The organism is Arthrobacter sp. GW460-12-1-14-TSB2 (assembly GCF_059423525.1).
In genome coordinates this window covers 1-12953 of record NZ_JBWKYC010000013.1, presented here as the reverse complement: position 1 = coordinate 12953, position 12953 = coordinate 1, and the positions used below count along the sequence as shown (strand labels likewise).

10 protein-coding genes are annotated in these 12953 nt (G+C 65.9%); 6 read left to right on the top strand and 4 right to left on the bottom strand.

Translation table 11 applies throughout. The features are described 5' to 3' along the window. Positions 1 to 35 precede the first annotated feature (35 nt). Positions 36 to 2492, top strand: a complete 2457-nt coding sequence (gene opgC / locus AC07YR_RS15345; RefSeq protein ID WP_494734480.1) for an OpgC domain-containing protein — start codon at positions 36 to 38, stop codon at positions 2490 to 2492. Between the two features lie 95 nt (positions 2493 to 2587). On the opposite strand, the gene AC07YR_RS15340 is transcribed toward opgC, so the two are convergent. The 3 genes from AC07YR_RS15340 to AC07YR_RS15330 form a co-directional block, all read right to left on the bottom strand. Beyond that, entirely contained in the window at positions 2588 to 3406 is an 819-nt protein-coding gene (locus tag AC07YR_RS15340) for an IclR family transcriptional regulator (protein WP_494734539.1), read from the bottom strand. A 77-nt stretch (positions 3407 to 3483) separates the two neighbouring features. Then, the gene (locus AC07YR_RS15335; protein WP_494734479.1) at positions 3484 to 4740 is read right to left on the bottom strand and encodes an aminopeptidase P family protein; all 1257 of its coding nucleotides are present in this window, start codon (positions 4738 to 4740) and stop codon (positions 3484 to 3486) included. A 50-nt stretch (positions 4741 to 4790) separates the two neighbouring features. After that, on the bottom strand, positions 4791 to 6194 hold the full coding sequence (locus AC07YR_RS15330; RefSeq protein WP_494734478.1) for an MFS transporter: 1404 nt from the start codon (positions 6192 to 6194) through the stop codon (positions 4791 to 4793). A 415-nt stretch (positions 6195 to 6609) separates the two neighbouring features. Here AC07YR_RS15330 and AC07YR_RS15325 point away from each other — a divergent pair, with 415 nt between their 5' ends. From AC07YR_RS15325 to AC07YR_RS15310, 4 genes are all read left to right on the top strand, one after another. Then, a complete protein-coding gene (locus AC07YR_RS15325) occupies positions 6610 to 6807 on the top strand; it encodes a hypothetical protein (RefSeq protein WP_436059386.1) in 198 nt (65 codons plus the stop codon). A gap of 108 nt (positions 6808 to 6915) precedes the next feature. Further along, positions 6916 to 8058, top strand: coding sequence for an S-(hydroxymethyl)mycothiol dehydrogenase (locus tag AC07YR_RS15320; RefSeq protein WP_494734477.1), 1143 nt, complete (start codon positions 6916 to 6918; stop codon positions 8056 to 8058). Further along, positions 8055 to 8675, top strand: coding sequence for an MBL fold metallo-hydrolase (locus tag AC07YR_RS15315; protein ID WP_494734476.1), 621 nt, complete (start codon positions 8055 to 8057; stop codon positions 8673 to 8675). Before AC07YR_RS15320 ends, AC07YR_RS15315 begins: the two co-directional genes overlap by 4 nt. Beyond that, positions 8672 to 11053, top strand: a complete 2382-nt coding sequence (locus AC07YR_RS15310) for an FdhF/YdeP family oxidoreductase (protein ID WP_494734475.1) — start codon at positions 8672 to 8674, stop codon at positions 11051 to 11053. Before AC07YR_RS15315 ends, AC07YR_RS15310 begins: the two co-directional genes overlap by 4 nt. Before the next feature lie 5 nt (positions 11054 to 11058). Here AC07YR_RS15310 and AC07YR_RS15305 read toward each other — a convergent pair whose 3' ends face one another. Further along, positions 11059 to 12450 carry an alpha-amylase family protein gene (locus tag AC07YR_RS15305; RefSeq protein ID WP_494734474.1) on the bottom strand — a complete coding sequence of 464 codons (1392 nt, stop codon included), beginning with the start codon at positions 12448 to 12450 and terminating at the stop codon, positions 11059 to 11061. Between the two features lie 176 nt (positions 12451 to 12626). Here AC07YR_RS15305 and AC07YR_RS15300 point away from each other — a divergent pair, with 176 nt between their 5' ends. Further along, the gene (locus AC07YR_RS15300; RefSeq protein ID WP_494734473.1) at positions 12627 to 12914 is read left to right on the top strand and encodes a hypothetical protein; all 288 of its coding nucleotides are present in this window, start codon (positions 12627 to 12629) and stop codon (positions 12912 to 12914) included. The last annotated feature ends 39 nt before the right edge of the window (positions 12915 to 12953 follow it).

Sequence of the window (12953 nt, the reverse complement as noted above, 5' to 3'; positions counted from 1 at the left end):
TGCTCTTTCTGCCCGCGGGTGCCGCGCATGCTGCCGTGGCAGCGCCAGCCGGAAGTACAGCGCAAGCCGGAAGTACAGCGCAAGCTGGCGTCCCGGCGTCGAACACTGCCGCGGGGGAGGACCTCGGGGCCGCGCCCGGAAAGCCCCTCCTTGGTGCGGTGCTGGAATGGGGCGAGGACGATGCCGCCGGTTTCGCTGCGCGGCTGCAGGCCACTCCTGCGGTCCTCGGGCACGATGCTTCCTTTCCCATCAAAGCCGCGGAAAAGGCCTACCTGCGGGAGTTCCTGGCCCAAAGTGCATCCTCCGGCGCCCACGCCCTGCTGACCGTGAACCCCACGGTGTCCCTGACGGACGTCAACGCGGCCGCCGCCGGTGACTTTGCCGGGCAGCTCGAGGAACTCGCGCAGGGTTTCCCCGGAAAGCTGCTGATCCGTTTCGCCCCGGACATGAACTCCAGCTGGGTGTCCTGGGGCCAGCAGCCGGGGGCCTACGTTCCGGCGTACCGGGCCGTGGCCCAGGCGTTCGCAGCCGAATCCAACGTGGTCATGGTGTGGCAGCCCTTCCAGGGGCGGGACTATCCGTTCACCAGGAACCGCAGCGCCCCGGCGCCCGGCACCGCCGGGTTCGCCGTTCTGGACACGAATTCCGACGGCGTCTGGAACGGCTCGGATGCACCCTACGCGCCGTACTACCCGGGCGACGACGTCGTTGACTGGGCCGGCCTGACGGCACTCCATGACGACACCGGCGGGGGAGCCGCCGTCAATACGCTGTCAAAGGACGGGGAGCTTGCGGCCCTGTTGGATGGGACGGCCCAGGGGGCCGCGTCCGCCGGGGATGCGCCGGCCGACACCGGCGATTCCGACTTCTACGAGTCCTACGCCGTGCAGCGGGAAAAGCCGCTGCTGCTTCAGACTGCCGCTTACTACAGCCCGTCGGCGGGCGGCCCCTCGGAAAACGACATCAAGACCGGCTGGTGGAAACAGGTGCTGGGCGACGCCGGGCAGGGGAAACTGGACCGGATTGCCGCCGTCGTCTGGGACGAAAAAACGGACGTGGGGGACGCCGGCAACACCATCATTGACTGGCGCCTGACGCGGAATGCGGACGTGGCGGCGGCCGCCGGCGCAGCCGTCAAGGAGTCCACGCTCACCACCGGGCCGGTCACCGCCACGGTGCAGGGGCTGGGCGGGTCATCAGGCAACACGCTGGCCGGTGTTCCTGCGGCGATCATGGCGGCCACACTGCTGGCGGCCGCGGTCCTGCTGTGGCTGGTGCCGGTCCGCCTGCGCACGGCCGCGAACTGGGCGTACTCGGACAAGTCCTCGCGGGATGCCCGGGTGGACCTGATGCGCGGCGTGGCCATCCTGTTCGTGGTGGTGAACCACGTGGGGATGACCTCGTTCTTCCAGCTGCTGACGCAGGAAACCATCGGCTTTGTGTCCGGTGCAGAGCTGTTCGTGCTGCTCTCCGGGCTTGTGCTGGGCATGGTCTACGGGCCCAAGGCCCAGGACAACATCGGCCTGGTGGCGGAAAAGACCGGCCGGCGGGCCGGCAAGCTGTACGTTACGGCGCTGGCGGTTGTGGTCCTGGTGTTCCTGCTCAGCCTCATCCCGGCCTTCAACTCCGAAGTGCTCACCACGTTCACGGACCAGGGGACCGGCGGTGCCGGCAGGTCGGGAGCGGGCAGGACCTATGACCTCTACACCGGCATGCAGGGCCTTCTCCAGTTTCCCGTGTCCGGGGCTGTCATCCCGGCAGTGCTGCTCCTGCAGTTCGGCCCGTGGCAGTTCAACGTGATGGGACTCTATGTGATCATGCTGCTGGTCAGCCCGCTGATCCTGCTGGCGCTGGCCCGCGGCAAGGTGCTCTGGGTTCTGCTGGGCACCACCGCCTTGTACGTTGCCGGGACGGTGTTCCGCTTCCGGCTCCTGCCGTCACAGTTCGAGGATTCCTTCCCGCTGCTGGTGTGGCAGGTCCTGTTTGTGCTGGGGCTGGTGGGCGGCTACCACCGTCGGAGGATTGTGGCCTGGCTGTCCGGCCATCGCTGGGTGGTGGGTGTCTGCGCGGCCATCACGGTTGCCTTCGCACTGATGTCGTGGGGCAACCCGTACCTGGCCAACGAGTTCGATGTCCGGCTCGCGCTGACGTCGGATGCGGGCTACCGTGCCGTGTACGACCAGTTCTTCGGGCGGACCTACCTCGAGCCCGGGCGGCTCCTCAACGTCCTCACCCTGCTGGTGACGGCCTATGCGCTCCTCACGGCTTACTGGAAGCCGATTGAACGCGCTGTTGGCTGGCTGCTGATCCCGCTGGGGCAGGCCACCCTGTACGTCTTCATCATGCACGTGGTGCTCATCGCGGTGGTAGCGAACATTCCGGCCCTGCAGCAGGGGAACATCTGGCTCAACACCGCCGCCTACGCCCTGATCGTGGCGCTGCTCTGGGTGATGGTCCGGACCAGGTTCCTGTTCCGCATCATCCCCACCTGACGCTCTCTCACTTTCCGTCGCTTTATCCGGGACGCTCTGTCACTCGGGAGAGAGCGTCGGGGAGAAACCCGCAGGAAGTGAGAGAGCGTCCGGGGTCAGCGTGCGGGCGCGGCGCCGCCGAGTCGGGCTGTGACCCGGTCCGCGGCAGCCTTGCAGGACTCGCCGAGGCGCTGCAGTGTGTCCGGGGAAACCCGGAAGCGTGGCGCCGGGATGAGGACCGCCGCCACGATGTCGCCGCGGTGGTCGAAGACGGGGGCGGCCAGGCCCACCTCGTCCAGGGATGACTCGCCGTAGTTAGTGGCCCAGCCGCGCCGGGCGACGTCGCCCAGCCGGATCAGGTACGCCTCGAGGCTGGTTTCGTCCAGGCCTGGATGGGCTATTTCGCCGCTGCGGAGCAATACCCGCACGCGCTCGGCCGGCTCGGCGGCAAGGAAGACCTGCACGGAAGCGCTGAGTGCGTCCTTGTACCGTGCGCCCAACGGGGTGGTGTGCTTGATCTGGTGGTGGCTGGCGATCTGCTCCACGCACATCGACTCGGACCCGTTCCACACCATGAGCGCGCTCGTTTCGCCGGTCTGCTCCGTGAGTTCGCGCAGGACGGGGTAGGCCACGCGGCGCTCTTCGAGTTCGGCCAGCAGCGGTCCGGCGACGGCGATCAGGCCCAGGCCCAGGCGGAACCTGCGGGTCTCCGGATCGCGTTCCACCAGGTGTTCCTGTTCGAACGTGGCCAGAATGCGGGAGACGGTGCTTTTGTGCAGGCCGACGCGGTTTGCTATCTCGGTGACGCCGAGCAGCGGCTCGTCAGCGGTAAAACTCCGCAGCACGGCGATGGCGTTGACGATGACCGACGTGCCCTTGGTGTCGCCGTTGGTGCTGGTTTCAGGAGTTTCTTCAGAGGTCATGGTGTCCACCATCATTCCGTATGAGAGCCCGAAAGCGGCGCCACGGATGACGTGGCGCCGCTTTCGGGCGGTGGCAAATGCGGCAGGTGCTATGCCCCGATGATGTTGTATTCCGGACCGAACGGGAACTTGGTGATGTTCTCCGCGCCGTCTTCGCCGACCACCAGGATGTCGTGCTCGCGGTAGCCGCCGGCGCCCGGCTGGCCGTCCAGGACGGTGATCATCGGCTCCATGGAAACCACCATGCCCGGTTCCAGCACGGTGTCGATGTCCTCGCGGAGCTCCAGACCTGCTTCGCGGCCGTAGTAGTGGCTGAGGACGCCGAAGGAGTGCCCGTAGCCGAAGGTGCGGTTGGCCAGGAGGCCGTAGCCGACGTAGATCTCGTTCAGTTCAGCGGCGATGTCCTTGCAGACGGCGCCGGGCTTGATGAGTTCGAGTCCGCGCTTGTGGACTTCCACGTTGATGTTCCACAGTTCCAGCGAGCGGGCGTCCGGTTCGCCGTAGAACAGGGTGCGCTCCAGCGCCGTGTAGTAGCCCGAGGTCATCGGGAAGCAGTTCAGCGACAGGATGTCGTGTTCCTGGATCTTGCGGGTGGTGGCCCAGTTGTGCGCGCCATCGGTGTTGATGCCGGACTGGAACCACACCCAGGTGTCGCGGATTTCCGAATCCGGGAAGGTCCGGGCAATCTCGTGGACCATGGCTTCGGTGCCGATCAGGGCGACCTCGTACTCGGTGATGCCGGCCGTGATGGCGTTGCGGATGGCCTCGCCGCCGAGGTCTCCGATGCGTGCACCGTGCTTGATGACCTCGATCTCCTCTGCGGACTTGATCATCCGCTGGCGCATCGCAGCCTGGGCAACGTCCACCAGGGTGGCCGATGCGAAGGCTGCCTGGATCTTGTTGCGGTTATCCAGCGGCAGCGAGTCGTCCTCGACGCCGAGCCGGCGGGGGTTGATGCCGCGGGTGCGCAGCACTTCCTGGATGGCGAAGATGTAGTTGTCGCGGCGCCAGTCCGTGTAGACGATGTTGTCGCCGAAGCTGCGGCGCCAGGGCATGCCGGCGTCGATGTTGGCGGTGACGGTGACGGTGTCGTCCTTGGTGACAACCATGGCGTAGGAGCGGCCGAAGGTGGTGAAAAGGAAATCGGAGTAGTACTTGATGGAGTGGTAGCTGGTCAGGACAACGGCGTCCAGATCCTTTTCCACCATGATGCGGCGCAGACCGGCGACGCGACGCTCGAACTCAGTGTCGGAGAAGGTGAGCTTGACCTTGTCGCCGTTCTTGAGGACTTTGAGTCGCTCCAGTTCGGCGACGGACGTTGCGTTCTCGGATGTTGTGGTGGTCATTGTGGTGGTGCCTTTCTGTGGTGCAGTTACTTTGAGGTGGGAGGAAGTCTTTATTCGTGGCGCAGCGGTTCTTTGCAGGTTTCCCTGGAGAGCGCGACGGCGATCAGGGAGATGACTGCCGCTGCGACGAGGTACCAGGCCGGCGCGAGATCGCTGGCGGTGGCGGCGATCAGGAGCGTTGCCATAAACGGGGCTGTGCCGCCGAAGAGCGCGTTGGAGAGGTTGAAGCTGACCGCGAAGCCGCTGTAGCGGACACGGGTGGGGAACATTTCTGCCAGGAAGCTGGGGAGCGTCCCGTCGTTGAGCGTGAGCATGGCGCCCAGCAGGATCTGGACCAGGACAATTACAAGGAAGTTCCCGGTTCCCAGAAGCGCGAACGCGGGCACCGTCAGCAGGATGAAGCTCACGGACGCGGCAATGAGTACCTTCTTGCGTCCGTAACGGTCCGACAGCATTCCCGTCAGGAAGATGAAACCGATGTATGTCACCAGTGCGACGGTGGTGGCCAGGAATGATTCGGTCTCGCCGAGGCCCAGCTCCGAGGACAGGTAGGTGGGCATGTAGCTGAGGATCACATAGAAGCCGACGGCGTTCAGCAGCACCGCTCCGACGGCCTGCAGCAGCTGCCGCCAGTGGTTCCGGAACAGGCTTGAAACGGGTGCCTTCACAGCATCGTCCTCCGCGGCCATTTCGCGGAATACGGGGGTGTCTTCCAGCTTGGTCCGGATGTAGCGTCCGATCAGGCCCATCGGGGCGGCCAGCAGGAACGGCAGGCGCCAACCCCAGCTTTGCATCGCATCGGAACTGAGCAGTACGGTCAGCAGGCCCGCCAGCAGGGAACCAAGCAGCAAGCCTGCCGCGGTGCTCGCGGGAACCACCGCGGCGTAGAGGCCGCGCTTGTTGGCGGGGGCGTACTCGACGAGGAAGGCCGACGCTCCGGCGTACTCGCCTGAGGCTGAGAAGCCCTGGACCACCCGGATGACCAAAAGCAGGATCGGAGCCCAGATGCCGATTGTGTTGTAGCCCGGAATGAGGGCTATGCAGAACGTCGCACCGGACATGATCAGGATGGACAGGGAGAGGGCCGTGCGCCGGCCCACCTTGTCTCCGATATGGCCCCAGACGAACCCGCCGAGCGGGCGCACCAGGAATGAAATCGCGAACAGGGCGAAGGTCAGCAGAAGCCCGGTCTGGGGATCTGATTCAGGGAAAAAGACAGTGGCGATCGTGACGGCCAGGTAGCCGTAAACGGCGTAGTCGAACCATTCAACGAAGTTGCCGATGAAGCTGGCCGCGATGACTCTGCGGCGCGTGTCCTTGCTGACACCGTCGTCAGCAGGTTGGAAATTCTGGCCGCTCAACGTACTGCGGCCGGCGCGGTGGCCGTCATGCACGCCATCCTGCTCCGCGCCACGTTCCCCCGCAAGAGCGGGAGAGGAAGTTTCGTTACTCATGTATCCACCAAGGTGTTTGGGGTTGCATTCAGCGCAACGCTGTTGCATCAGATTAGGCGTGACATGCACCACAGTCAATACCTTCGTGCCTCACGGTCTTGAACTTTGCGCATGAAATGGCCACCAGGGGGCGGTGTGAAAGCCGCGTTGGTGAAAACATGTTGCACTGAAAGCGGCGCGGTTGCAGAAAATTAGATACGGTTCGAAGGTTCGACGCGTTGGTGCCAGGTAGCACTGCGGCGATCTGTTGACACCCCGTGTGGCGGCTGTCATATTTTTCTAGTACGCGCTATGTGCATCGTGTTGTGTAATACGCAATTCAGCGGAACTGACTCCGTGGTGTTCAGGCCGGCTTCCCGATCCAAGGGGTGGCGTTCCACGCTGGCTCCCACGACGAACAAGGAGACTTTGCAGAATGACGGAGAACTCCTGCGTCTTGTTCCGGATGCCCGGGACGTTAGACCCCGCAGTCCACCGGGGCGGCGTAATCTTCGTCGGTCCAGTCGCGATCGGCGGGGCACTGCTCTACCGTCTGAAGATCCGGCACCGGACGGGCATCCTTGCAGGGCATGCGGCAGCGCCGTCCGCACGCAGGAAGCAGCGCACACCGTAGTGCGGGTCGTCCTGCACGAAGATTTGGAACCGCAACGAGTCAGCTAGATTGGCAACGGGTGCCGTTGCCAACGAGTCCTCCCGGGCTCAGGAAAGGAACACACGAATCATGGTTCACAAAGTAAAAGCCGTCATCGCCAAGGAAAAGAATGCTCCGGTCTCGGTGGAGACCATCCTGGTGCCGGATCCCGGCCCGGGCGAGGCGCTGGTGGACATCCTCACCTGCGGCGTTTGCCACACGGACCTGCACTACAAGCAGGGCGGAATCACCGACGATTTCCCCATCCTGCTGGGCCACGAGGCCACCGGTGTGGTCAGCGCCGTCGGACCGGACGTCACCGAAGTGGCCCCCGGCGACCGCGTGATCCTGAACTGGCGTGCGGTGTGCGGCGAATGCCGCGCCTGTGCCAAAGGCCAGCCGCAGTACTGCTTCAACACGCACAACGCAACGCAGAAGATGACGCTTGAGGACGGCACGGAGCTCTCGCCCGCGCTCGGCATCGGCGCCTTCGCGGAGAAGACGCTCGTCGCCGCCGGGCAGTGCACCAAGGTTGACGACGACGCCGATCCCGCCGCCGTCGGACTCCTCGGCTGCGGTGTGATGGCAGGAATTGGCGCCGCCATCAACACCGGCGAGGTCAAGCGCGGCGAATCCGTCGCCGTCATCGGCTGCGGCGGCGTGGGCATCGCGGCGATCGCGGGCGCAAAGCTGGCCGGTGCCACCACCATCATCGCGGTGGACATCGACGCCAACAAGGTGGAAATGGCCAAGTCCCTGGGCGCCACGCACGGCGTGGACTCCAGTAAGGAAGATCCCATCGAAGCCATCAGGGCACTCACGGGCGGCAACGGCGCCGACGTCGTGATTGAAGCGGTGGGCCGCCCCGAAACGTACAAGCAGGCCTTCTACGCGCGCGACCTCGCCGGCCGCGTGGTGCTGGTGGGTGTTCCGACGCCGGACATGAAGCTTGAGCTCCCCCTGCTGGACGTCTTTGGCCGCGGCGGATCCCTGAAGTCCTCGTGGTACGGCGACTGCCTGCCCTCCCGTGACTTCCCCATGCTGGTTCAGCATTACAAGCTGGGAAACCTGGACCTGGACGCGTTCGTCACCGAACGCATCACCATCGACCAGGTGGAGGAGGCGTTCGCCAAGATGCACGAGGGCAAGGTGCTGCGGTCCGTGGTGGAAATCCACCCGGGCGCTGAAACCGTCACCGCCGCTCAGACCGCCCCGGAAGCGGCGTCCGTATGAGCGTCACCATCGAGAACCTGGTCACCTCGGGCACGTTTTCGCTCGACGGCGGCACCTGGGACGTGGACAATAACGTCTGGATCGTGGGGAACGAGGACGAATGCGTGATCATCGACTCCCCGCACGACGCCGAAGCGATCATCAACCAGGTCCGCGGCCGTAAGGTCCTGGCCATCCTGCTGACGCACGCGCACAACGACCACATCGGTGCGGCGCGTGCCGTGGCCGAGGCCGTGGACGCACCGGTCTACCTCCACCCGGACGACCTGGTGCTGTGGGAGCAGGTCTATCCCGACGTCAAGCCGGACCGCTACCTCGCGGACGGCGACGTCTTCCCGGTGGGCGGGGCCACCCTGCGTGCCCTGCACACCCCGGGCCACTCGCCGGGCTCCACCTGCTTCCACCTCGAGGACGAAGGAACGGTGTTCACCGGGGACACGCTGTTCAACGGCGGCCCGGGTGCCACGGGCCGGTCCTACAGCGACTACCCCACCATCCTCGACTCCATCAGGCAGCGGCTGCTGACGTTGCCTGCCGGCACGGTGGTCCGCACCGGCCACGGGGACAGCACCACCATTGCGGCGGAGCGCGAGACGCTGGCCAAGGTAAGCCAGTGAAACCCCTCAAGTTCGGGCGGCAGCCCGCACCGGTCGAGGACATCAACGAGGACAACCTCGAAGTCCACGCACCAAAAAAGGAAGCTGCCGGCGTCAAGGCCGTGATGGTGGCGCTGGAGCGCGCCGTGGCGCAGGCCGGGGTGTCGCGTACGGCCCATTCGCTGTTGCGCTTGAACCAGCGCGGCGGCTTCGACTGCCCCGGCTGCGCCTGGCCGGAATCGGACAAGAAACGCAAGACGGCTGAATTCTGTGAGAACGGTGCCAAAGCGGTGGCCGAGGAGAACACCCTCAGGACAGTGGGCGCCGAGTTCTGGGCCAGGCATTCCATCGCCGAGCTGTCGGGCAAGACAGAGTACTGGCTGGGCAACCAGGGCAGGCTCAGCGAGCCGGTAGTGATCCGCGAAGGCGAAACCCACTATTCACCGATCTCCTGGGTGGAGGCCTTCGAACTGATCGGCGAGCACATCCGGGCCAGCACCCCGGACCGCTGCGTCTTCTACACCTCCGGGCGCACCGCGAATGAGACGGCATTCATGTACCAGCTGTTCGCGCGGGCACTGGGCACCAACAACCTGCCGGACTGCTCGAACATGTGCCACGAGTCCTCAGGTTCGGCGCTGAACCCGACCATCGGCATCGGCAAGGGCACCGTGTCGCTGGACGACATCCACGACTCGGAGCTCATCTTCGTGGTCGGCCAGAACCCGGGCACCAACCATCCCCGGATGCTCTCGGCGCTGAAGGAATGCAAGGACAACGGCGGCAAGGTGGTGGCGGTGAACCCGCTGCCGGAGGCCGGCCTGTTCAACTTCAAGGACCCCCAGACCATCGCCGGGGTCGTCGGCGGCGGCACCCCCCTGGCCGACGAGTACCTCCAGATCAAGGTGGGCGGGGACCTTGCGCTGTTCCAGGCACTGGGCCACCTGCTCCTGCAGGAGGAAGAGCGGAACCCCGGCACCGTCGTCGACCGTTCCTTCATCGACGCGCAGACGGACGGCTTCGACGCGTACCGCGACGCCCGCCGGGAGCTGGACTGGGCGGAGACGGAGAAAGCGACAGGCCTGGCCCGGACGCAGATCGAGGACGTCGCCGGGATGCTGATCCGGTCCAAGGCCACGATCTTCTGCTGGGCCCTCGGCGTCACGCAGCAGCCCCACTCGGTGGACACCATCAAGGAAATGGTCAACGTCCTGCTCCTGCAGGGTAACTTCGGCAAGCCCGGCGCCGGAGCCTGCCCGGTCCGCGGACACTCCAACGTCCAGGGCGACCGGACCATGGGCATCTGGGAGAAACCCAAGGAGTGGCTGCTCGCAGCACTGGACAGCGAGTTCGGCATCCAGTCCCCGCGGCACCACGGGTACGACGCCGTCGAGTCGATGGAAGCCTTTGAACGCGACGAGGTGGACGTTTTCGTCTCCATGGGCGGCAACTTCTCCCTGGCCTGCTCCGACACGGAGACACTGGAAGCGGGCATGCAGCGGATCGGCCTGACCGTCCACATCTCCACCAAACCGAACAGGTCCCACGTGGTCCACGGCCGCACGTCCCTGATCCTGCCCACGCTGGGCCGGACCGACAAGGACGACAAGCACCCGGGAGGTGCGCAGTTCCTGTCCGTGGAGGACTCCATGTCCGTGGTGCACTCGACGCAGGGCAGGCTCCACCCGGTGTCCGAACACATGCTCGCCGAACCGGTGATCGTGGCACGGATGGCCGAGGCCACCTTCGGCGAAGGCCATTCCGTGGACTGGAAGGCCATGGCTGAGGACTACGACGTCATTCGGGACCACATCTCGCGGGTGCTGCCCGGATTCGAAGACTTCAACGCCAGGGTCCGGACCAAAAACGGTTTCGTGCTGCCCAACCCGCCGCGCGACACCCGGTCCTTCAAGACGGACATCGGCCGCGGACGCTTCACGGTCAGCCCGCTGGAATACCTGACCCCGCCGGAGGGCCACCTGGTTCTCCAGACCATCCGCAGCCACGACCAGTACAACACCACGTTCTACGGCCTCGATGACCGGTACCGGGGAATTTCGGATGGCCGGCGCGTGATTCTGGTGCACCCGGAGGACCTGGCGGAACTCGGTTTCCAGGACCGGGACCTGGTGGACGTGGTCAGCACCTTCCGTGGCCACGACCGGCAGGCGGACAAGTTCCGGCTGGTGGCCTACCCGACCGCGAAGGGCTGCGCTGCCGCGTACTTCCCCGAGGCCAACGCGCTGGTCCACAAGGAGAACGTGGCCAGGGAATCCAACACCCCCGGCTTCAAGGCCATGTTCGTCCGCTTCGTGCCGCACCTGGCGGAAGGCGGAGCGCAGCTGACTGAAGGCATGCCGGAAACCGCGGCGTTGGCTGGTCAGGCGTCGGCCAGCTAGGGCTGCTAGCTGCTTCCCAGCACCGCCCACCCGTAACCGGGCAGGCCCACGGCGTCGCGTTCCTGATGCTGGCGGGCCTGTCCGGCCAGCAGGGTGCCTGATCCTGGCGGCACGGGCAGGTCCGCCGGCGTGCCGGAAAGGTTCAGCGCGACTGTCAGCGCACCGCCGCCGCCTGCACCGCCGTCGCCCGCACCGCCGTCGTCCCTGACTTGGTAGACGAGGTGCTCGTTGCTGAGCGTCAGCACAGTGGTGCGGGCCCGGTGCAGCCAGGCGTGCCGCCGTCGGAGGCTGATCAGTTCCTGGTGCAGGTGGTAAACGGGCCAGCCGGCCGCTGCCAGGTCCGCGGGGCCGGCGGGGAATGCCGGACGGACCGCGTCATCGCCGCCGGCGCGGTCCTCCTTGACGCCGCGGAAGGCCTGCTCGTCGCCGTAGTAGATGCTGGGCGTCCCGCCCACGGTCAGCAGGACGGCAAGTGCAAGGGCCAGCTGATCCGGGTTCTCCAGCTTGCTGGCCAGCCGGGTGACGTCGTGATTGCCCACGAACGTGAGCGGCACAAAGCTGTCCAGGAACCCGTTGTGGCGCTCGAGGGCGGACGCGAGTTCGTAGAAGTTGGCATCGTTGAGGGAACTCCAGACGGCCTTCCACAACTCGTATTGGGTGACCGAATCCAGGGTGCTCCGCTCCACCTCATCGGCGAAGTCGCCGTGGATGTACTCGCCCACGAAGTAGGCCTCCGGATGGTCGCGGCGCACCTCAGCCAGCACCGGTGCCCAGAACGACGCCGGCACGGCGTACGCTGCGTCAAGCCGCCACCCGTCCGCCCCGCGGCCCAGCCAGTGCTTCATCACGTCAGTGACCAGGGCGGCGACCCCGGGTTCGTAGTGGTTGAGGGCCACCAAATGGTGGTGGCCCTCGAAATCGTCGTAGCCGGGCTCGGTCCCCGGCGTCCACCCGGAGTCCGGCCACTGAAGGCGGAACCACGAGGCGGCGGGAGCGTGGGGGCCTTCCGCGAGCACGCGTTGGAACGGCCCGAAGCTGCGGCCCACGTGGTTGAAGACGCCGTCGAGCAGGACCTTCAGTCCGCGGGCGTGGCACTGGGTAATGACTTCGTCGAAGTCCGCGTCGTCACCCAGCCGGGGATCGACGCGGAAGTAGTCGGTGGTGTCGTAGCCGTGGGTTTCCGAGGCGAAGACCGGTCCCAACGCAAGGCCGGAAGCTCCCAGTTCCACGACGTAGTCGAGCCAGGGGACCAGCTGGCCCAGCCGGTGGACCACGGGCTGGGCCTCTGCTCCGCCCGCTGGGCCGGCGCCTATGTCGGCAGTAGGCTCCGCGCCGACAAATCCGATGGGATAGACCTGCCACCAGATAGCGTGTTGGACCCAGTCCGGCTCCGTCATGGCGATCCACCTTTCGTCGGTACCCCAACATACTCCGTCGCCCTCGTTCGGTGTCCCGGCAGGGTCTTGAGCAAATCCTTGCACAGCCTTGAGCCGACGCTGAGCCACCTTCGCCACACTCGAAGGGAAGGGTCGAGTAAGAGTCAGTCTGCGCACCGGGGATGGTGAAGGTCCGCATGGAAAGAATTCAAAGCGGGGAGAAACTGCTGGGCGAAGCCCTGGCGCGCGCCGCCGTCGGGCTGGTGCAGCAGGCGCCCGGCTACAAGAAACGGGCCGTCCACTACCTGAAGCACGCCTGGAAGGTCTATGCCCTATCCAGGGCCCTGGCCAAGGCGCTCGAAGACTCCCGGGAGGCCTCCAGCTGGCCCGGCGACCGGCTCCAGGTGGGCACGCACATGTCCAGGAGGGTGGAACTGATCACCCGCCGCCTGAAGCGTGAAACCGACGTCTACGCAGCAGGCTAGGACCTCGGCCCCGCCAGCCCGGGCCGCCCACCCCCGGCC